This window comes from Nocardia sp. NPDC050413, from assembly GCF_040655475.1.
Lineage (GTDB): Bacteria > Actinomycetota > Actinomycetes > Mycobacteriales > Mycobacteriaceae > Nocardia > Nocardia coubleae.
Genome location: NZ_JBFAJZ010000020.1, coordinates 19,051 through 39,964 on the forward strand (window position 1 = coordinate 19,051; position 20,914 = coordinate 39,964).

18 protein-coding genes are annotated in these 20,914 nt (G+C 68.0%); 7 read left to right on the forward strand and 11 right to left on the reverse strand.

What is annotated here, in order from left to right; translation table 11 throughout:
- Position 1: 1 nt before the first annotated feature.
- Both ilvA and AB0I19_RS28055 read right to left on the reverse strand, forming a co-directional pair.
- A complete protein-coding gene (gene ilvA, locus AB0I19_RS28050) occupies positions 2-1,216 on the reverse strand; it encodes a threonine ammonia-lyase (protein WP_357152824.1) in 1,215 nt (404 codons plus the stop codon).
- 117 nt (positions 1,217-1,333) lie between these two features.
- A complete protein-coding gene (locus AB0I19_RS28055; RefSeq protein WP_357152827.1) occupies positions 1,334-2,512 on the reverse strand; it encodes a serine hydrolase domain-containing protein in 1,179 nt (392 codons plus the stop codon).
- Between the two features lie 106 nt (positions 2,513-2,618).
- Between AB0I19_RS28055 and AB0I19_RS28060 the strand changes: the two genes are divergently transcribed.
- The 3 genes from AB0I19_RS28060 to AB0I19_RS28070 all read left to right on the forward strand — a co-directional run bounded on the left by AB0I19_RS28060 (position 2,619) and on the right by AB0I19_RS28070 (position 5,643).
- Complete coding sequence (locus AB0I19_RS28060; protein ID WP_357152829.1) at positions 2,619-3,341, forward strand: GntR family transcriptional regulator; 723 nt, start codon at positions 2,619-2,621, stop codon at positions 3,339-3,341.
- A gap of 83 nt (positions 3,342-3,424) precedes the next feature.
- The gene (locus tag AB0I19_RS28065) at positions 3,425-4,912 is read left to right on the forward strand and encodes an NCS1 family nucleobase:cation symporter-1 (RefSeq protein WP_357152831.1); all 1,488 of its coding nucleotides are present in this window, start codon (positions 3,425-3,427) and stop codon (positions 4,910-4,912) included.
- Positions 4,912-5,643, forward strand: coding sequence for an aspartate/glutamate racemase family protein (locus AB0I19_RS28070; RefSeq protein WP_357152833.1), 732 nt, complete (start codon positions 4,912-4,914; stop codon positions 5,641-5,643). Before AB0I19_RS28065 ends, AB0I19_RS28070 begins: the two co-directional genes overlap by 1 nt.
- A 1-nt stretch (position 5,644) precedes the next feature.
- Here AB0I19_RS28070 and AB0I19_RS28075 read toward each other — a convergent pair whose 3' ends face one another.
- The 4 genes from AB0I19_RS28075 to AB0I19_RS28090 all read right to left on the reverse strand — a co-directional run bounded on the left by AB0I19_RS28075 (position 5,645) and on the right by AB0I19_RS28090 (position 9,885).
- Complete coding sequence (locus AB0I19_RS28075) at positions 5,645-6,016, reverse strand: hypothetical protein (protein ID WP_357152836.1); 372 nt, start codon at positions 6,014-6,016, stop codon at positions 5,645-5,647.
- Between the two features lie 232 nt (positions 6,017-6,248).
- The gene (locus AB0I19_RS28080) at positions 6,249-7,124 is read right to left on the reverse strand and encodes a geranyl diphosphate 2-C-methyltransferase (RefSeq protein WP_357152839.1); all 876 of its coding nucleotides are present in this window, start codon (positions 7,122-7,124) and stop codon (positions 6,249-6,251) included.
- Entirely contained in the window at positions 7,121-8,467 is a 1,347-nt protein-coding gene (locus tag AB0I19_RS28085) for a family 2 encapsulin nanocompartment cargo protein terpene cyclase (RefSeq protein ID WP_357152842.1), read from the reverse strand. Before AB0I19_RS28085 ends, AB0I19_RS28080 begins: the two co-directional genes overlap by 4 nt.
- 11 nt (positions 8,468-8,478) lie before the next feature.
- Complete coding sequence (locus tag AB0I19_RS28090; RefSeq protein ID WP_357152844.1) at positions 8,479-9,885, reverse strand: family 2B encapsulin nanocompartment shell protein; 1,407 nt, start codon at positions 9,883-9,885, stop codon at positions 8,479-8,481.
- 496 nt (positions 9,886-10,381) lie between these two features.
- Between AB0I19_RS28090 and AB0I19_RS28095 the strand changes: the two genes are divergently transcribed.
- Positions 10,382-13,339, forward strand: a complete 2,958-nt coding sequence (locus AB0I19_RS28095; protein ID WP_357152847.1) for an AMP-binding protein — start codon at positions 10,382-10,384, stop codon at positions 13,337-13,339.
- Positions 13,340-13,396: 57 nt separating this feature from the next.
- Here AB0I19_RS28095 and rffA read toward each other — a convergent pair whose 3' ends face one another.
- Together rffA and AB0I19_RS28105 are read right to left on the reverse strand one after the other, a co-directional pair.
- Positions 13,397-14,533 (reverse strand): dTDP-4-amino-4,6-dideoxygalactose transaminase, encoded by a 1,137-nt coding sequence (rffA, locus tag AB0I19_RS28100; protein ID WP_357152850.1) that lies wholly within the window; start codon positions 14,531-14,533, stop codon positions 13,397-13,399.
- Positions 14,530-15,570 (reverse strand): glycosyltransferase, encoded by a 1,041-nt coding sequence (locus AB0I19_RS28105; protein WP_243750153.1) that lies wholly within the window; start codon positions 15,568-15,570, stop codon positions 14,530-14,532. The genes rffA and AB0I19_RS28105 overlap by 4 nt, the downstream gene beginning before the upstream one ends.
- A 214-nt stretch (positions 15,571-15,784) precedes the next feature.
- Between AB0I19_RS28105 and AB0I19_RS28110 the strand changes: the two genes are divergently transcribed.
- Genes AB0I19_RS28110 through AB0I19_RS28120 form a run of 3 tightly spaced genes read left to right on the forward strand, consistent with a single transcriptional unit; the run spans position 15,785 to position 18,690 of the window.
- The gene (locus AB0I19_RS28110) at positions 15,785-18,016 is read left to right on the forward strand and encodes a hypothetical protein (RefSeq protein WP_357152880.1); all 2,232 of its coding nucleotides are present in this window, start codon (positions 15,785-15,787) and stop codon (positions 18,014-18,016) included.
- On the forward strand, positions 18,013-18,456 hold the full coding sequence (locus AB0I19_RS28115) for a GtrA family protein (protein WP_357152853.1): 444 nt from the start codon (positions 18,013-18,015) through the stop codon (positions 18,454-18,456). The genes AB0I19_RS28110 and AB0I19_RS28115 overlap by 4 nt, the downstream gene beginning before the upstream one ends.
- A gap of 9 nt (positions 18,457-18,465) precedes the next feature.
- Positions 18,466-18,690 carry a Trm112 family protein gene (locus AB0I19_RS28120; RefSeq protein ID WP_067499129.1) on the forward strand — a complete coding sequence of 75 codons (225 nt, stop codon included), beginning with the start codon at positions 18,466-18,468 and terminating at the stop codon, positions 18,688-18,690.
- 6 nt (positions 18,691-18,696) lie between these two features.
- Here the strand turns inward: AB0I19_RS28120 and AB0I19_RS28125 are convergent, their stop codons facing one another.
- Genes AB0I19_RS28125 through AB0I19_RS28135 form a run of 3 tightly spaced genes read right to left on the reverse strand, consistent with a single transcriptional unit; the run spans position 18,697 to position 20,853 of the window.
- Positions 18,697-19,317: a TetR family transcriptional regulator gene (locus tag AB0I19_RS28125; protein ID WP_357152856.1), complete on the reverse strand. Its 621-nt coding sequence runs from the start codon at positions 19,315-19,317 to the stop codon at positions 18,697-18,699.
- A 52-nt stretch (positions 19,318-19,369) separates the two neighbouring features.
- A complete protein-coding gene (locus tag AB0I19_RS28130) occupies positions 19,370-20,125 on the reverse strand; it encodes an ABC transporter permease (RefSeq protein ID WP_357152859.1) in 756 nt (251 codons plus the stop codon).
- Positions 20,122-20,853 (reverse strand): ABC transporter ATP-binding protein, encoded by a 732-nt coding sequence (locus AB0I19_RS28135; RefSeq protein ID WP_357152861.1) that lies wholly within the window; start codon positions 20,851-20,853, stop codon positions 20,122-20,124. Before AB0I19_RS28135 ends, AB0I19_RS28130 begins: the two co-directional genes overlap by 4 nt.
- Positions 20,854-20,914: the final 61 nt, after the last annotated feature.

Here is a 20,914-nt window from a genome sequence, read left to right on the forward strand (position 1 = left end):
CTCACAACTCGGCGCGGACCCGGAAGCCCGCGTCGCGCAAAGCGTCCAGCACATCGTCGCGGTGCGCGGGTCCGCGCATCTCCACGGTGAGTGACACCTCCACCTCGTCGACCGCGAGCCACGTCCCGGTTCGGGAGTGGACCACATCGACCACACTGGCCCCGGCCCGGCCGACCACTCCCAGCAGCGCCGACAACGCACCCGGCCGGTCCGAGATCGTCACCCGCATCGCCAGATAGCGTCCGGCCGCGCTCAGGCCGTGGTTTATCACCCGGGTGAGCAGCAGCGGGTCGATGTTGCCGCCCGACAGAATCACTACGATCGGACCGGGCAGGTCACGCAGTTCGGTCCCGAGCAACGCCGCGACCCCCGCCGCACCCGCCGGTTCGACAATGAGTTTGGCCCGTTCCAGGCACAGCAGCAATGCCTTGGACAGCGCTTCCTCGTCGACGGTGACGATTCGCGACACCAGTTTCGACACATGACCGAACGGCACCGCACCCGGCATCCCCACCGCGATACCGTCGGCCATAGTCGACATCCGCGACGCCCGCATCGGCGTGCCCGCCCGCAGCGAATCCGGCCACGCCGCCGCCTCGGCCGCCTGCACGCCGACCACTCCGACCTGCGGCGCACAATGATTCATCGCGATCGCCACCCCCGCGAGCAACCCACCGCCGCCGGTCGGCACCACCACGGTCCGCACATCCGGCACCTGCTCGAGAATCTCGAGCGCGACACTCGCTTGCCCGGCGACGATGTCGGGATGATCGAACGGATGAATCAGTGTCGCCCCGGTGCGCTCGGCGAATTCCTTTGCCGCGACCAATGATTCATCGATCGTCTCACCGACCTGATGCACTTCTGCCCCGTAGGCCCGGGTGGCGACGAGTTTGGGCAACGACGCCCCGATCGGCATGAACACCGTCGAGGTGATCCCCAGCTCCGCTGCCGACCACGCCACCCCCTGCGCGTGATTGCCCGCGCTCGCCGCCACCACTCCGCGAGCCCTTTCCGCAGGCGACAGATTCGCGATCCGGTTGTACGCGCCCCGCGGCTTGAACGACCCGGTCCGCTGCAGGTTCTCGCACTTCAACCACACCGGCACCCCCGCCCGCTCCGACAGCACCCGCGACCCGACCACCGGCGTCCGCCGCACCACCGCCCCCACCACCCGCGCCGCGGCCTCCACCTGCCCGAACTCAACGCTCTCCATCGCCCCATCGTGCCAGCCGCCGCCTCCCCATGGACCTGGACGCGCGATCACCACGCGCTGGTGGCGTCCGCTACTCGGCCGATGCCGCCACCAGAGCGTGGTGATCGAATGACCAGCTCAGGCGCGGAGGGCGGCCTTGGCGATGTTGTGGGCGATGGTGCCGAGGCGGGTGAGGCGGGCGTCGCCGAGGGGCGTGAGTTTGCCGCCGAGGCGGTTGGTGACGAAGGCGAGGGAGAGGCCGGTTTCGGGGTCGGCGAAAGCGCCGGAGCCGCCGAGGCCGAAGTGGCCGAAGGCCGAGATCGGTTCGGCACGCGAAGGTTTCATGGGGACGCCGTGGTAGCCCATCGCCCACGGGATGCGGAAGGCGAGCACATAGTCGGGGGTGAACACCTGACGGGTGGCGGCCCGGCGGATCGTGTCGGGGGACAGGATGCGGGTGCCGCCGAGTTCGCCGCCGTTGGCGAGGGCACCGTAGACGCGGGCCAGGGCGCGGGCCGAGAAGACGCCGTTGACGCCGGGCATCACCGCGTCGTGCACGCGCGGGTCGACGATGAGGTCGGCGAAACCGCGCGGGGTGGTTTCGGCCGCCGCCGCGAATCGGGTGCGGGTGAGCAGGTCGGAGCCGCGCTCCCAATCCATGCCCGCCGCGGTGAGGCGTGGGAAGGTGGTGGCGATGCGATGGCGTTCCCCGGCGGGCACGCGGAACCAGAGTTCCTCGGCGTCGAGAGGTTCGGCGAGTTCGGTGCGGACGACGTCGACGAATTCGCGCCCGGTGACGCGCTGGACCAGCTCGGCGGCCAGGTGCCCATAGCTGATCCCGTGGTAACCACTGGTGACGAGATGACGAGGGTCCGGGGTGGCGGCGGCGAGCGCGGCCGTGACCGCCTTGTCGTCGAGGAAGGTGTCGATCGGCCCGGAGATCAGGCCGCGCAACCGGTGCAGCCCAGCTCGGTGGGTGAGCACGTCGCGAACCGTGATGCGGCCCTTGCCCGCTGCCGCGAACTCGGGCCAGTACTCGGCGACCGGTGTGTCGTAGTCGAGCTCACCACGCTCGGCGAGCTGGTGAATCACCGTGGAGGCCACGCCTTTTCCGGTGGAGAAGGCCAGCGCCACCGAGTCCGCCGTCCACGGCACACCCGGGCGTGCGTACCCGGCCCACACATCGACCACCGGTTCGCCGTGCAGGTAGACGCACAGCGCGCCACCCCCGTGCGAAGGCTTGCGGAACAACTGGTCGAACACGGTGACCAGACGGACGAAACGGCGATCCACCGACTGCGTTGTCGAAACTCCCATCACCCGAGCATGCCAAATCACCCATGGGACCGGTCGGTACGGTGATCTTTTCCTGACCGTCACATCCGGCAGCGTGGGCGCAATACTCGGGTCATAGCGTGCACGCATGTCCTCGAGACGACGATCGGCGCTGCTCGCGAGGCTTGTGGTGGACGGACCGGGCAGGCCACAGGTGATCCTGGGCGAACTGCGTCGCGTAATCCTCGACGGTGCCGTCCCGCCGTGCACCGTGATCCCGCTGCGCGAGGTGGCCGTACTGTTCGGAGTGAGTCACATCCCGGTGCGCGAGGCGCTGAAAACCCTGATCGGGGAGGGGCTGGTCACCCACCGGCCGCAGCGTGGGTACCAGGTAGCGCAGCTGACGGCGCGTGAACTGCGGGAGATGTACATCGTGCGCGACACCCTGGAATCGGCGTCGCTCGCCGCGGCCGCGCTGTCGGCGGACGACGCCGAACGCGCCGAACTGCTCGCCGTGAACGACCTGCTCGAGCGGGCGATCCTCGACGACGACCCGGCGGCGTATCAGCGCCAATCGCGCTGTTTTCATGTGGCGCTGACCCGCCCGTCGCGCATGTTCCGCCTGTTGCAGATGCTCGAATCCGCCTGGAACGTCACCGAACCCGTGCAATCGATGGTGCACGTCGATCGTGCCGACCGCGAGCTCCTGCACACCGACCACCTCGCGATGCTCGACGCCTTCCTCGCCCGTGATGTGGCCCGTCTGCTCACCGCCGCCGAGGAGCATCATCGGCGACTCGAATCGGTGATCGCGACCCTTCCCACCGACACCGGTCTGCTCGCGCCGGAGGATATATCTTCGGCGCAATAGCGGCGAAATTCGCGGGAAACCGCAGGGCAACTGCTGAAACCTACGGTCATCGCAGCAGCTGAACCCTTCGGATGGGAACGACCATGACCGATACCATCACCGTCGCCACCGGTGCGCCCGCCACCGCTCCGCCCGCCTACGATCCACGATTGACCAACGAGGACCTCGCACCGCTGCGCAAGCAGACATGGGGCACCTACAACATCTTCGCGTTCTGGATGTCGGACGTGCACAGCGTCGGCGGATATGTCACCGCGGGAAGCCTTTTCGCGCTCGGTCTGGCGAGTTGGCAGGTTCTCGTCGCCCTGCTGATCGGCATCGTCATCGTCTACTTCTTCTGCAATCTGGTCGCCAAACCGAGCCAGGTGACCGGTGTTCCGTACCCGGTGATCTGCCGGAGTGCGTTCGGTGTGCTCGGTGCCAATATCCCGGCGATCATTCGCGGACTGATCGCGGTGGCCTGGTACGGAATTCAAACCTTCCTTGCCTCGGCCGCACTGGATGTCGTTCTGGTGAAACTCTTTCCGGGTCTGGCGCCGTACGCTGTCACCGCCGACTACGGTTTCCTCGGTTTGTCGGCGCTGGGCTGGGGCAGCTATCTGCTGCTGTGGGTGGTGCAGGCGTGCGTGTTCTGGCGCGGCATGGAATCCATCCGCAAGTTCATCGACTTCTGCGGTCCCGCCGTGTATGTCGTGATGTTCGTGCTCTGCGGTTACCTGATCGCGCGCGCCGGGTGGAGCGCCATCGACCTGAACCTGGGCGAGGTGACCTACACCGGCTGGGCATCGGTGCCGGTGATGCTCGGCGCGATCGCGCTCGTGGTGTCCTACTTCTCGGGTCCGATGCTCAACTTCGGCGACTTCTCCCGCTACGGCAAGAGCTTCCCGGCCGTGAAGACCGGCAACCTGCTCGGCCTGCCGGTGAACTTCCTGCTGTTCTCCCTGCTCGTCGTGATCACCGCCTCGCTGACGGTGCCCGTCTACGGCGAGCTCATCACCGATCCGGTCGCGACCGTCGCCCGCATCGACACCACGTTCGCGATCGTGCTCGGCGCGCTCACCTTCACCATCGCCACCATCGGGATCAATATCGTCGCCAACTTCATCTCGCCCGCGTTCGACTTCTCCAATGTGAGCCCGCAACGGATCAGCTGGCGCGCGGGCGGCATGATCGCCGCGGTCGGTTCGATCCTGATCACGCCGTGGAATCTCTACAACAATCCCGAGGTGATCCACTACACGCTCGAGGTGCTCGGCGCCTTCATCGGACCGCTGTTCGGCGTGCTGATCTGCGACTACTACCTGGTGCGCAAGCAGAAGGTGATCGTCGACGACCTCTTCACCATGTCGGAGCAAGGCAGCTACTACTACCGCAAGGGCTACCACCCCGCCGCGATCGTCGCCACGGCGGTCGGCGCAGGCGTCGCGGTGTTCCCGGTGCTGGCCAATGGTTTGCCCGGCATGCATACCGCGGCTCAGTACAGCTGGTTTATCGGCTGCGGCCTCGGTTTCGCCACCTACTACCTGCTCACCGCCGCCAAGCGCAGGACCCGACCGGAGGTTCTCGCCTGATGCGAATCCGGGTCGTCAATCCGAACACCACCCGGGCGATGACCGACACGATCGAGCAGTGCGCCCGGGCCGTCGTCGGCGCGGGCACCGTGCTCGACGCGGTCACCTCCGCGACCGGACCGGTCTCGATCGAAAGCCACTACGACGAGGCGATGAGCGTTCCCGGACTGCTGGCCGCCATCCGGGAAGGCGAGGCCGACGGTATCGACGGCTACGTCATCGCCTGCTTCGGTGATCCGGGCCTGGACGCCGCGCGCGAGCTCGCGACCGGACCGGTGATCGGTATCGCGGAGGCGGCGATGCGAACAGCGAGCCACCTGGGCCGGGGCTTCAGCGTCGTGACCACCCTCCAGCGCACCACAGGCCGCGCGATGGATCTGGCGGAACACTATGGGCTGCGACGCTTCTGCTACGGCGTGCACGCGTGCGAACTGCCCGTGCTCGCGCTGGACACCGACCCGGACGCGCGCAAGGTCGTCACCGAAGCGTGCCGGGCGGCGGTGCTGGCCGACGGTTCCGACGCCGTCGTGCTTGGCTGTGCCGGAATGGCGGATCTGTGCGCGCACATCCGTGCGGAGATCGGGGTTCCGGTGATCGACGGTGTCGCGGCGGCTACGTCGACCGTGCAATCTCTGCTCACCCTCGGACTGCGCAAGTCGGGGAGAGGAGAGTTCGCGACACCGCCGGCGAAGCCCTATACCGGGCTGCTGGAATCGTTCGGGTCGGAATAGGTCAGGCGTCGGCCAGCTCGCCGGTCAGGGCGTCGAGCACCGCCTCGAGGTTGTCGACGTCGACGACCAGGCGGGTGAAGTCGGGTCCGTTCAGGTCGATGCGGACCGCGTTTCCACCGAAGGTGGTGTCCCAGAACTCTTTCCGGCCCTTGCCCCGGTAGACGCCCGCGGCGATCACGCCGGGGATGAAGGTGCCGGGCGCGCGGACCCACGGCGGGCGAAGATCCACCTCGGCAGTGGTGATCTCGGTGATGGCGGCACGGTCGATCACGACCTGCTGGCGCAGCGCGAGCAGCCGATGCCCACCGAGTACATGGACCGTCACCGTGTCGTTGTCGACCTCGAGCTCGACCATCGCTACCTCACTCACCATCTGCGGAAACGTTCCCTGTCGAGAGTGCTCCCGTGGCCTGGCTTGCGACTGTGGCGAGCCTGTGAGTTAGCCAAGGAAGTCAGCGGCATAGTCAAATGTAGATATACGCATCTATCCGGAGTTGCGTTAGGAGTGCAGCTCGCCTGGTCGGGAAAAGATGGCAAGGAGGGGACGGGTGTGCCCGGTGGTCGATGGCGACTACCGGGCACTCCGAGGCAGATCGGTCAGAGGTTCAGCAGGCGACCTTGTCCGCCACGATCAGCAGATACTGGAAGCTCCCCTCCCGGTACGCCGTGAGGAAGGGCTGTTCCACCCCGGTCGCGAGCTCCGAGTGCGTCCGCAGATCCCAGTACGGAATCGTGTCCGGTGTCAGGTCGATGACCGTGGTCGGCACCAGGCCGTTTTCCGACAGCGCACGGAAGTACTCGCTGCGGGGATGGATCATGCAGCCGTAGTGGGCATCGATCCAGCTCACCGATGCGGACCGGCCGCCGATGACATCGTTGGAGCAGCCGGTGATGCACACATAGCGCCCGCCCGGTTCCAGCACGCGGGAGAACTCCGCGAACAGCGGGAACAGATCGACGTACATGGTCGTCTCATTGGTCCACACGGCCCGGACCGACTCGTCGTCGAAACCGGTGTCGAGCATATTGCGGAAGTGGAAACGCACCCGGTCGGAGACACCGCGTTCGACGGCCTGGTCGTTGGCGAACCCGACCTGGTACTCGGAGATGCTCACGCCGTCGACCGAACAGCCGAAGCGTTCGGCGGCCATGAAGCTGGTTCCGCCGCGGCCCGACCCGCCGTCGAGGAGGCGGTCAGCGGGGGTGATGGCGCCGAGGTTGTCGAGCAGGAGGTCGGCCTGGGCGGTCTCGAGGCGGTGCAGTTCGCGCACGATGCGCTCCTGCCGGGTGTCCTCGGGGCCCTCGATCACCGACCAGTCGGGTTCACCGATGCCGTAGTGGTGGTGGTAGAGGCCGTCCACCTCGCCGAGCTTCGTGTTGACCCGGTCGTCGTTGGGATTGTTGTTCCAGTAGGCAGCGACCGAACGCTGGTAGGTGGTGCGCAGGACGGAGCTGTCGGTGTGGGCGTTCGCGATGGTCATCGGTCGTCCTCTCGTGGTGCGGTGTCGTGGTACCGGCGGCTGTCGGCGTGCCAGGCGCGGTTGCCGCCCATCCAGGCCCACAGGCCCGTCAGGAATCGGCGCAATTGCGGTGAACCCGCGGCGGCCAGGGGTGCGGCCTCGCGTTCGAAGCGGTGCATGAGTTCGTCGTGGATCTCGGCGGTGCGCAGCACGGCATCGGCCCGGCTGCACCCCTCCTCGGCGGCGAGGACGGTCGGCAGGTTGAACTCCCGCCCGCCCGAAAGGTCTTCGCGCGCCATCGAATACAGATCGTTGACCATCTGTGCGGCCAGTGCCGCGGTGGTGACGACCCGCCGGACGGCCGGGTCGGTGTACTCGGGTGCGCCGAGTTCGTAGCGGCCGACCGCGTCGATCGGCGCCATACACGGCAGGAAACTGTGCGGTTGCCGGTTGGTCAGGTACTCCCACACCGGTGGCATCCGCCCCGCCGCCCGCCAGCCCGCCTCGGCACCGAGGGCGATGAACCAGCCCGCGATCTCGGTCCGGAGCCTGGCCAGCTGGGCGTCGCTCGCGTACCCCGCCAGGTGCGCGAACGAGGTGCGGAACGCGCGGAGGATCGGGTCGGCCTGCATGGCCTGTTCGAGCCGTGGCGCGTAGCGCATGGGCAGGTGCGCCGGGTCCATGGCGGCGGCGGCGAGTTCGAGCCGTGGCCCGAGTTCGGCGGCGGCGCTGGACGGGGTGCCGTCGGGTGCGGTGTCGCCAGGGGCGTCCTCCTCGCAGTAGTAGTCGTCGACCGACCATTCGGCGACGGCGCAGCGCGCCGCGGCGAGTAGCAGATCGGGGTCGTCGCAGTCGGGGTGGGCCAGCATGATGAGCCTGCCGAAATCGGCCTTGCCGAGTTCGTCGAGGCGACCTTCGTACAGGCCGATCTCGGCGGCCCAGGCGAGCAGGCCGACATTGACGGCTTCGGCCAGGGCGGGGTCGTCACGTTCCGGTGGGGGACAGTAGAGCGCCGGGATGTCTTGTCTGCCACCACTTTCGGGCTGCTCGGTGGTGCGGTGCGCGAGGAGCGACACCTGCAGGCCCGACGTGCCGAGCCCGGTCGGACCGCGCAGCCGGTGCGCGGTGGGCGGGCTCACCGCATCGGACGTGCCGTTCCGCGCCGCCGAGGTGGGTGCCGCGAGCCGGGGGACGCGGCCGATGAGCGCCGCGCCGGGATTCGAATGGAGCGCGAAGGGCCGGGCGACCGGCGCCGCACCCGCGAACACGTCGGCCGGGGCGGTCGCGCCGTGTAACAGGGCGACGACCGTCGCGGCGAGGTCGCCGGCCGCCGGGGGAGCGGCGGCTCTGCTGAGCAGGGACATAACCCGACCGTTCAGTCGGCCCGGCGCGCGACGAGGACGTCGTCGAGCACACCGAGTGCGTCGGGCACCAGCACCGCCGCCGAGTAGTAGCAGCTCACCAGGTACGACATGATCGACTGGTCGTCGATCTGCTTGAACCGCACGTTCAGGCTCGGCTCGTACTCGTCGGGAATGCCGGTCTGGTGCAGGCCGACCACGCCCTGGTCCTTCTCGCCGATACGCATCGCCATGATCGAGGTGGTCTGGGTTTCGCTGATCGGGATCTTGCCGCACGGCAGAATCGGCACACCGCGCCAGCCGGGCACCCGGTGACCCTGGAATTCCACCGGGTCGGGGTACAGGCCGCGGCGCGAACATTCACGACCGAACGCCGCGATCGCCTTCGGGTGGGCGAGAAAGAATTTCGTTCCGCGGCGCATGCTGAGCAATTCGTCCATGTCGTCGGGGGACGGTGCGCCGGATTCGGTGGTGATGCGCTGTTTGAGATCGCAATTGTGCAGCAGGCCGAAGTCGGGATTGTTCACCAGATCGTGTTCGCGACGCTCGTAGAGCGCCTCGACGGTGAGTCGCAGCTGCTGGTCGACCTGGTTCATCGGGTCGTTGAACAGGTCGGCGACCCTGGTGTGGATCCGCAGCACGCTCTGGGCCAGGCTCAGCTCGTACTCGCGCGGACTGGCGTCGTAGTCGACGAAGGTGCCCTCGAGCAACGGTTCCCCGGAGTGGCCCGAGGCGATCTCGATATCGGCCTCGCCCTTGGAATTCTGGTTCCGGCTCGACGCGGTCGACGTATCCGCCCGGATCCGGGCCAGGCCGGGGGTCGACTCGAGGAACTGCTCGAATTCCTGCCTCGGCAGGCAGAGGACGGTGGTCTTGGTGACCGTTTTCACGGTGTCCGGCCAGATCGCCGACGGGTCGGTGAGCATCTCCTCGCCGTAATAGTCACCGCCGTACAGGAGACCGAGTTTGGTGGCCTCCCCGTATTCACCCGAACCGATCCTGGCCAATTTCCCATGGACGACGAGAATGACCTGATCCATCGGATTCCCGAATTCCGCGAGCACGGTTCCGGGGTCGAGATCGTATTGCACGAAACTGTCCGCGAGGGGACGCAACAGGTCGTCGTCGTCGATGTCGCGCAGCGGCGGCAGTTCGCGCAATTCCTGCGGGATCACCCTGGCCCGGGCGCCGTCGACGACGAATTCGACCTCCCCGTTGCCGACGGTATGGGTGAGCCGTCGGTTGACCCGGTAGATACCGCCCGCCACCTGCACCCATGGCAGTGCGCGCGAGAGCCAGCGCGAGCTGATGCCCTGCATCTGCGGCTCGGATTTGGTGGTGTGGGTGAGCTTCTGTGCTGCGGTGGTGGACAGGCTCTTGCGTACGGAATTGTCTGTGGGCAGCGGCATTTCGATGGTCATAGCATCCTCACCTCGAGTGGATTCGGGTACGGCCGATCGACCTGTCGCCGAACGACGACAGGTTGGGACGTTGGTGAAGCGAATGCGAATGGTCCTGCGCGGGTGACCCCGGCGTGTGAAACGTGTTGCACGAAAAGTGATGTGCGGCAGAGCGTTCCGGACGACAACGATGTTAGGTGCCCGAAGCCCTACTCGCGCACGTTCGCGAAAAATCGGGTCCTGACCGGGAGATCCCTTGTGCGATAGGCGATTGCGGACACGGCGGTGTCCGTGAACGGTCGTCCGAACGCCTGGACTTCCGGCTCCGTGACACGCTCGTTTCGGACCGCGGCCGCGCCGGTGGCGAAGGGCCCGCCGACCGGCGTGGTGTGACATGAAACGCCGCAACATGCGGCCTGTCACAGCCGACACATAATGGAGGTCCGGTGTGGTTAGCTCATATGAGCACATCGGGATGTGTGAGGTGCATCACAGTCGGTAGGGTCAGGTGGGAACGGTGAATATCAGTCCAAAAGGTGTGGTCGGGTCGGTGCAGCGATTGCTGGCTACCGCGCAGAACGGGCTGGAGGTGATCCGCTTCGGCGGACTGGCGCATGACGTCGAGTCCTCGCCCTTCGAGGTCGTCGAACGCAGGCGCATGTACCGCCTGCGGCACTACTTCGCCGACGACACGACACCCGGTCGTCCGGTGGCGCTGCTGGTTCCGCCGCTCATGGTGAACGCCGACATCTGGGACGTGAACGCGGCGGGCGGTGCCGTAGGGATTCTGAACGCGGGCGGAATCGACTGCTGGGTCATCGATTTCGGTTCCCCCGCCACCGAGGAAGGCGGCTGGGAACGGGACCTGGCCGATCATGTGCTTGCCGTGAACTCCGCCATCGACACCGTGTGCGAGGCCACCGGTGCGCAGGTGCACCTGATGGGCTACTCCCAGGGCGGCATGTTCGCCTACCAGACCACCGCCTACCGCTACGGCAAGGGCGTCGCCTCCATCGTCACCTTCGGCAGCCCCGTCGACATCGTGGCGGGCATGCCGTTCGGGCTGCCCTACGGCCTGGTGTCCGAGGTGGCCGACTTCCTGGCCGACCACGTGATGCACCGGCTGCCGATCACCGAATCGATGGTGCGCTTCGGCTTCCAGATGCTCGACCCGGTGAAGACCGCGAAGTCGCGCATCGACTTCCTGCTGCAGCTGCACGACCGTGAGGCGCTGCTGCCCAAGGAGCGTCAGCGCCGCTTCCTCAACAGCGACGGCTGGGTCGGATACGCGGGACCCGCCGTCGCCGACCTGCTCAAGCAGTTCGTCGCGCACAACCGGATGATGCTCGGCGGCTTCGTGATTCGCGATCACCCCGTCTCGCTCGCCGAGCTGAAGTGCCCCATCCTCGCCTTCGTCGGCGAGGTAGACGACATCGGCCAGCCCGCCGCCGTGCGCGGCATCGTGCGCGCCGCGCCGCACGCCGAGGTGTACGAGGCCAGCCTCGTCGCGGGTCATTTCGGTCTGGTCGCCGGTTCGACCGCCACCAACCACACCTGGCCGATGGTGCGCGACTGGATCGCCTGGATGGACGGTCACGGCCCGCTGCCCGAGACCATCGTCCCGATGCAGGAGCACGTGCCGGGCAACGCACCGCGCACGGCGGCCACCCGCATGGTGCACACCGCCGCCAGCCTCGCCGAGGCGGGCGCCGGGGTCGGCAAGGCGCTGGAAGGCGTCGCGGGCAGCACGATTCGCGGTTCCATCGAGATGGCGGGCGAGGCGGCCCGCGCACTGCCGCGCCTGACCCGCCTGGGCATGATCCAGCCGCACACCCGCATCTCCCTCGGCAAACTGCTCAGCGAACACGCCAGGCGCGCGCCGCAGAAGGACCTGGTCCTGTTCGACGACCGCGTACACACCAATGCGGCCGTCGAGCAGCGGGTCGACAATGTGGTGCGCGGCCTGATCTCGGTCGGTATCCGGCCCGCCATGCGGGTGGGCATCGTGATGGAGACCCGCCCGAGCGCGCTGGCCTCGGTGGCCGCCCTCTCGCGCCTCGGTGCCGTCGCCGTGCTGCTCGCCCCCGGCGCCGAACTCGATCGGGCCATCGAACTCACCGGCGTGAAGACGCTCGTCACCGACCCGGAGAACCTGCGCGCCGCCGCGGCGACCAATGCCCGGGTCCTGGTGCTCGGCGGCGGGGACACGCGCAAGCTGGCCGTGCCGACGAGCGACCGGGTGATCGACCTCGAACAGATCGACCCCGACACGGTTCGCGTGCCCGCGTGGTACCGGCCCAACCCCGGCTTGGCCCGCGAACTGGCCTTCGTGCTCGTCCTCGGCACCGGTGATCGGCTCGAGGCGAAGTACATCACCAACCACCGCTGGGCCCTGTCCGCCTTCGGCACCGCCAGCGCCGCGGACCTCGACCGCCGCGACACCGTGTACTGCCTTGCGCCACTGCATCATTCGTCCGGCCTGCTGGTGAGTCTCGGTGGCGCGATCGCAGGCGGCAGCCGGATCGCGCTGGCCAGGCCGGTGGACATGGACCCGGGCCGGTTCGCCGAGGAGGTGCACCGCTACGGCGTCACCGTCGTCACCTACACCTGGACCATGCTGCGCGATCTGCTCGACGCGCAGGTCTTCCCGGCCGGGTACAACCATCCGATCCGGTTGTTCATCGGCTCCGGTATGCCCAAGGGGCTGTGGCGAAGGACCACCGAGCAATTCGCGCCTGCGCGGGTACTCGAGTTCTACGCCTCCATCGACGGTGACGTGGTGCTCGCCAATGTCACCGGCGCCAAGATCGGCGCCAAGGGCAGGCCGGTTCCCGGCACCGCCACGGTGGAACTGGTGGCCTACGACCCGGTCAGCGAGCAGATCCTCGTCGGCGACGACGGTTTCGCCCGGCGCTGCGCCGACAACGAGCCCGGCCTGCTGCTCGGCAAGGCCGTCGACGGCGGCGACATCTCCGACGGCGGACTGCGCGGGGTGTTCCGCGCGGGCGACGCCTGGTGGCCGACGGAAAATCTGTTCCGCCGCGACGGCGACGGCGACTACTGGCTCGTCGACCGCCGCGACACGGTGATCCGCACCGCCCGTGGTCCGGTGTTCACCCAGCCGATCGTCGACGTGCTCAACGACATCACCCCGGTCGACCTCGAGGTGGCCTTCGCTCTGCCGACCCCGTCGGGAACCCTTGCCGCGGCCGCGCTGAGCGTGCGCGACGGGTTCCGGATCGAAGCGGGCGATGTCACCGAGGCGATGCGTGCGCTCGACCGCAGTCAGCGGCCCGACCTGGTCTACGTGGTCGAGGAGATCCCGCGCAGCGCGAGCTTCCGGCCGTCGGCGTCGGCGGTCCAGGCGGCCGGATACCCGAAGGCCGGGCCGGGTACCTGGATCTACAACCGGGAGACCGACACCTACGAGGTGCTCACCGACGCGGGCGCGGCGGCACTGTTCGGCGGCAGCTGACACATCGACGACGAAGGCCGCCCGGCGAAACCGGGCGGCCTTCGTCGTATCCGAAACCTAGACGCGGTACTCCGTGACCGCATCGACGACGCGACCGAGCTGCGCCTCGCTGAGCATCGGCCACAACGGCAACCGCACGATGGTGGCCGAGAACTCCGCCGACCGCGTGCACGGCACCGGGGTGCGCCCGTACTTGAGCCCCGCCGGGCTCGAATCGAGCGGAATGTAGTGGAACGGGGCGACGATCCCGCGCTCGGCGAGGTGCGCGATGATCCCGTCGCGGCTGTCCTCGGTCGGCATCCGCAGGTAGAACAGGTGCGCGGTGTGGCCACGGTCGGCGGGCACCGTCATCGGGCGCACGTCGTTGGCGGCGGCCCAGTCGGGCAGCACGGCCGCGTAGGTGTCCCACACCCGGTGGCGGGCCGCCTGGATGGTGTCGAACTCGGCCAGCTGTGCGTCGAGGACCGCGGCGTTGAGTTCGCTGGGCAGGTAGCTGGAACCGATGTCCTGCCAGGAGTACTTGTCGACCTGCCCGCGCAGGAAACGGGCCCGGTCGGTGCCTTTCTCGCGCATGATCTCGGCGCGACCCATCAGGATCTCGTCCGACAGCAGCAGCGCGCCGCCCTCACCGCAGTGCACGTTCTTGGTGTCGTGGAAACTCTGGGTGCCCACCGTGCCGATGGTGCCGAGTTGCCTGCCGCGCCAGGTTCCGCCGAGGCCGTGCGCGTTGTCTTCGATGATCGCCACACCGTGCTGCGCGGCCAGTGCCAGCAGCGGTTCCATGTCGGCGGCGACACCGCCGTAGTGCATCACCACGATCGCCTTGGTTCGGTCGGTGATCGCCTCGGCGGCCGCGGCGGGGTCGATATTGCCGGTCGCGTCGTCGATGTCGACGAACACACAGGTCGACCCGCGCAGCGCCATCGCGGTGGCGGCCGAGGTGAACGCGAAACTCGGCACGATCACTTCGTCGTCGGGGCCGAGTTCGAGCAGCAGCGCACCGAGTTCGAGCGCGTGCGTGCAGGAGGTGGTGAGCAGCGCGTGTTCGGCGCCGGTGATGGCCTTGATCTTGGCCGTTGCCGACCTGGTGAACTGGCCGTCGCCGTGGCTGTGATCGGAATCCAGGACGGCCGACAGGTTGGCGCGCTCGGCGGCGGCACGGAACGGCCTGCTGAAGATGATGCGGTCGTTCACTCGCGGAGGTCCTTGTCCGTCACGGCTGCCGGCACCGCGACGTCGACTCGATGGTTGGAGACCGGCGCGTGCATCGTATCCGGGCGCGGTGTCGGGGTCTGCACGGTCAGGTACAGCGGCTTACCGACCAGGATGTGCAGGGCCACACCGAGATACTCCGCGATCAGGCCGAGCGAGAACAGGGTGGCGCCCGAGCACAGCAGCAGTACGACGATGATCGACGCCCAGCCCTCGGGGTCGTGATTGTCCTGGGTGAGCGCCTGCACCACGATGAACGCGGCCATCGCGACACCGGCGAGCGCCAGGCTCACACCGAGCATGCTGACCAGCCGCAGGCCACGAGTTCCGCTGCACAACACCATCTTCCAGAACAGCGAGAAGAGTCGACGGTAGTTGTAGCCGGACTCGTCGCGGCCCTCGGCCCGCAACACCACCGGCACCGAGACCGTATTGCCGACCACCCAGGTGAGCGCCACATCCAGGTACACGCCGTTGGCGGCGACCTCGGCGAGCTGACGGCCGATATCGCCACGGATCAGCCGGAAGCTCTCGAACCGCGTGGAATCGGGGAAGGCGAACACCGTGGCCAGCACGATCTTCGCGCCGCGCGAGGTGAGGTTGCGCAGGAAGCCGTGCGGGCGGGTGTTGGACGGCTTGGAGTAGACGAGATCCGCGCGCGAGGCCAGTGCCGCGTCGAGGAAGTCGGCGATGAAGGCCGGGTCGTGCTGGCCGTCCTCGTCCATCGTGACGATCCAGTCGCCGCGCGCGGCCGCCATGCCCGCGATGGTCGCCGCGTCCTGACCGAAGTTGCGGCTCAACCACACCGCGCGCACCTGCGGGTAGGAGCCTTCCAGTTCCTGCAGCACCACATCGGAGCGATCCGGCCCGTTGTCGTGGACGAGGATGATCTCCTCCACCGCGAACCGCGCACCCGACGGGGTCGTGCTCGGCCCGGTGAGCCCGTCCAGCTCGGCGACCAGCGCGGCGATCGTGTCCTCACCCCGGTAGACGGGGACGACCACCGACACCGAATGCACCGGATGCGAACCGTTGCGCTCGACGGCGCCCGCGCGTGGCACAGCGCCGGACCGGGACGAATGTGCGGTGGGAAGCGGCATGGGTCGACTTTCGGTGTCTTGGCAGGCGAGGGGTGTGGGCACTCTAACACCGCACGGTGACGGGTCGGCGGCGCCGGATCGGGCTGTGCGAGGCGCTGTCACGCGGGGATGCCTGTAGGGTCTGGTGCTCGTGGTGGAAAGTAGAAACCCGTCCCGACGTTCCGTCTACATCTGGGGCTTGATCACCGCCCTCGGCGTGATCGCGGGCTATGGCGCGGTGCTACTCGCCAACGTCCGGCACTTCTACACCGACGACACCGAATCGCAGTACGTGCCGCTGTGGGTGATGCTCGGCAACCGGCTGCGCGACGGCGACCTGCCGGTGATGGTTCCCGAGCACTGGATGGCGGGCAATTACGCCATCGAGGAAGCGGGCCTGCTGAATCCGCCGCAGCTGCTGATCGATCTGATCGCGCCCTCGGTGGACAACCTCGTGCTCTACGCGACCGTGGTGAAGCTGATCTTCGCGATCATCCTTGGGCTCGGTGTCTACCGGATCTGCTTGGTCTACGGCTCGCGCGTGCAGTGGGCGGCGCTGGCCGGTGTGTCGATCCCGTTCACGGGCTGGCTGCTGTTCTTCGACGAGGCCAGCTGGATGACGGCGTTCACCGGCACCGCGTGGATGGTGCACGCGTGGGCGTCCGGTGTGCGCTACGCGCGCGGAAACGGCGGCCCGATCCCCGTTTTCGTGTATCTGTACCTGGCGATCTCGGTGCAGTACATCTTCCCGGCGGTCGAGGCCGGGCTGATGATCGGCGCGGTCGCCGTCGGCGAACTCGTCTACCAGCGGACCTGGCGACCGACGCTGCGGCTGCTGTTCGTCTCCGGCCTCGCCGCCCTGGCCGGGCTGGCCACCTACCTGCCGAGCATGCTGTCGGCGAAGGTCACCTGGCGCGGCACCGCCCAGATCAACAACGACCAGTTCCTCACCGTCCCGTGGTCGGAATCGCTGAACGCGAGTCTGCCCTCCACGCTGCCCGCGTTCACCTCGTGGTGGGGTTACGTGCAGCCGATGCCGGTGGTCTACATCGCCTGGTTCCTCGTCCCGGCACTGGCATTCGTGGACTGGAACCGGGCGCGCGGTGCGTGGCGTGAACTCACCGGCATCGCCGTGTTCGCGATCGCCGCACTGATGTGGACCGCGGGTCCCGGCACCATCGGCCCGCTGCGCTGGCCCGCTCGGGTGCTGCCGATGGTCGCGCTCGGTCTGCTGCTGCTGGTCTGTGTGCTGCTCGGCCGGTTCGCGACCTTCAAGGACTGGCGGGCGCGAGGCATCGCGGCGGCCGTGCTGATCGGACTGCTGTGGGTGCGGTCGTTCTCGGCCGACCCGCACAACTGGATCGCCCACGTGATCGCCGCGCTCGCGATCGCGGCGCTCGGCGCGGCCGTGGTGTGGCTGGCGGTGCAGAAGAGCACAACCGCCGCGGTCGCCCTCGCGATCATCGCGGTGTTCCCCATCGCCTACATCCAGGTCGAACGCGCCCAGCCGACACCCATGAGCTGGAACCTGCCGAGCGACCGGGCTGCCGCCCGTGCCGCGTTCCCCGAATTCGCGGGCACCACCTTGCAACTCGGTGACCGTGCCCTGATCCCGCCGGGGGAGCGCACCCTCGACGGCGCCTACGGTTCGCTGGTGTTCGGCAACTACGCCAAGGACATCGAACGCACCTACGTCAGCGGCTACACCCCGAACGGGCACTACTGGTTCGGCGACATGCTCTGCATGCGCTGGGACACCAGCGTCTGCCCCGACGCCTACCGGCGCGCGTTCGCCGTCGAACCGTCGACCGGCAAGACCGTGGTCGACCTGATGAACGTCGACCGGGTGGTCCTGCACCGCGCCCTCTACCCGGACGCCGCCACCCAACCGGCCCCGACGGGCTGGAAGTGGGTCGACTACCCCGGCCACGAGAAGTACATCGCGGTGCTCGAACGCGAGGACGGGCTGATCTCCACCCGCAACGGCCGCATCTCGGCCGTCGAGAACGCGACCGCTGTCTCCACCTCCGAGAGCGACACCACCAGCAAGGTGCGGGTGAGTTCCGAGAACGGCGGCCGCGTGGTGTTCGCGCGGCTCGGCTGGCCGGGCTACCGGGTGAGCCTCGACGGCAAGGACATCCCGTTCAAGGTGGTCGCCAAGAGCTTCGTCGCCGTCGACATCCCCGCCGGAACCACGGACGCCGAACTCGAACTGACCTGGCGTCCGCCGGGCTGGAAGATCGGCGGCGCCGCGATCGGCCTCGGCCTGCTCGGGCTCGCGTTCTTCCAGTGGCTGTACGTGCGCGGCCGCAAGCCCGAACAGGAAGCGCCCGCCGCCGAATCCATCCCCGACGGCGACGCCGAACTCGCGGACGCGCTGCGATGACCACCGAGGCGGCCCCCGCCGACGGCGTGCTCGCCACGCCGGGCCCGCTGCTGCGGATCGTCAAGCGTCAGGAACTGGCGTTCGCGATCGTCGGCGGGTTCAACACGCTGCTCGGCATGGTGCTCGTCGTGTGCTGGTTGCAGGTACTCGGCGACGACCGTCCCAGCCTGTCGATGGTCGCGACATACGCGGTGAGCACCGTGGTGGCCTTCGTTCTGCACCGCACGCTGGTGTTCCGGGTCAGCGGCAGGATCCTGCGCGATTTCGTCGCCTTCTGCGGCGTGAACGCGGGTGCTCTGGTGCTGAACATGGTGCTCGTGGAACTCGGGGTGAATGTGTTCGGGCTACCCGCCGAACCCGTGTCGGTGGCGTCGATGGGTCTGGTGGCGGTGCTCAGCTTCTTCGGACACCGCTACATCTCGTTCCGGCGGGCGCGGTAGGTTAGGCACATGGCGCACGAATCCACCATCGACGCAACCCTGCTCGGCCTGCTGGCCTGCCCCCAGGACAAGGGCCCGCTGCAGCTGGTGCGCACCGAAGCCGGTGCCAGCGTGCTCTACAACCCCCGCCTGCGTCGCGCCTACCCGGTCGACAACGGCATCCCGGTGCTGCTGATCGACGAGGCCCGCGACGTCACCGACGCCGAACACGAATTCTTCCTCGCCGAATCCTGAGCCGGTTCAGTAAGGCTGAGCGGCATCGATCGCGCCCGTCAGGTACCGCTGCATACTCGGCCCGACCGCCTCGACGACCGCGTCGAGCGGCATCGAGGCAAGCGGCTCCACACAGATCACTTTGCGCGCGATCAAGACACCCATCATCTGAGCCGCCGCAAGTGACACCCGAGCGTGACCGTCGTCGTCCGGTCGCGCGATGCGGGCCCGCACCCGTTCCAGCACCACCTTCAGCAGGAATGTGCGGGTCATGTCGGCATCGCCGGTGAGCATGCTGCGCACCATGGCGACGATGCCCGGCCCGGCGGGTGAGTCCCATATCCCGACCACCGCGCGCACGATCGCCGCACCGAGATCGTCCAGCGGCACCGAATCCACAACGGCGAGAGTGGCTTCCGGGTCGACCGGGAATTCGACGACGGCCGCGAACAGCTGCTGCTTGGTGCCGAAGTAGTGGTGCACGAGGGCGGGGTCGACCTGCGCGGCGGCGGCGACCGCGCGGATCGAGGTCTTGTCGAACCCGGCCTCCGCGAAGCGCGCGCGGGCGGCGTCGAGGATCGCCGCCCGGGTGTCGACATTGCCCGGCCGTCGCCCCGACCGTGTGCCAGGCGATCTCTTCGCGCTCATCCCAGGACTCCTCCACCGACCGACGTGCGGACCCGCTCCGCGCCGTGCTCCGCTACGGCGTGCGTCTGCGCAGCGTCGCCGCGCCAAGACACAGTGCCACAACCGCGAACCCGGCAACGACGGCGATATCGCGCCACATCGTCGCGGTGGGTTCGGCATTGGTCGACACCTCTTGGAGCGCGTCGACCGCGTAACTCAACGGCAGCACATCGCTGATCGCCTCGAGCCAGCCGGGCAGCCGATCGCGCGGAACGAGCAAGCCGCACAGGAAGATCTGCGGCGCGACGATCACCGGCATGAACTGCACCGCCTGGAATTCGGTGCGGGCGAAAGCGCTGGCGAGCAGGCCGAGCGCCACCCCGCACACGGCGTCGACCACGGCGATCACCATCACCCACCCCGGACTACCGGCCGCCTCGAGATCGAGCAGCCAGAACGCCACAACACAGGCCACGGCGGCTTGCGCGGCGGCTGCGAGCGAGAACGCGGTGCCGTATCCGGCGAGCAGATCCAGTTTGCGCAGGGGAGTGGTGAGCAGCCGTTCCAGGGTGCCCGAGGTACGTTCGCGCTGCATGGCGATGGCGGTGATCAGGAACATCACGATGAACGGCAGGATGCCGAGCATGGTGATGCCCACCCGGTCGAACAAGGTCAGCGGAGCGTGTGGCGCCTGTGGTGTGTCCTGATAGATGAAGTACAGCAGCGTCATCAGCAGGGCGGGGACGACGAGAATCATGGCGACGGTGCGGTGATCGTTGCGCAGCTGCCGCAGGATCCGGCCGGTGGTCGCGGTGTAAGGAGCGCTCATGCCCGCGTTCCCTCCGTGATCAGGGTGAGGAACGCCGTTTCGAGATTCTGTTCGCCGGTGCGTTCCCGGAGTTCGGCGGGGCTGAGCTGGGCGACGAGCTCGCCGTCGCGCATCAGCAGCAGCCGGTCGCAGTGTTCGGCCTCGTCCATCACATGACTCGAGACGAGCAGGGTCGTTCCCGCCGAGGCCAATTCGCGGAATCGTTGCCACAGTTCCACCCGTAGCACCGGATCGAGACCGACGGTCGGTTCGTCGAGAACCAGCAGCTCGGGCCTGCCGACCAGCGCGCACGCCAGCGAGGCGCGGGTCTTCTGCCCGCCGGAGAGCTGGTCGCCCAGCTGGTCGGCGTGATCGGTCAAACCGACTGCGGCGAGGGCGGATTCGGTGTCGTCGCGGTCGCGCCCGTAGAGCGCCGCGTAGTACGCGACATTGTCGCGGACGCTGATATCGGCGTAGATGCTCGGCGCCTGGGTGACGTACCCGACCCGGCGTCGCAACCCGCTGCTACCCGCGGCTTCGCCAAGGACGGTGACCGTGCCCGAATCCACCAGCTGGGTGCCGACGATGCTGCGCATCAGGGTGGTCTTGCCGCATCCGGACGGCCCTAGCAGCCCGGTGATGGTTCCCGGCTCGATCTGGAGATCCAGTCCGTGGAGCACGGTGCGTTTCCCACGGCGGACGGTCAGTCCTACCACTTCCACGGCGGGTGATGATGCGGTGCGCGACATGGTCGCCTCAATTCATCAAGTGTTGAATTCACTACCTGATGAATTTAACTCCGCACCGGCG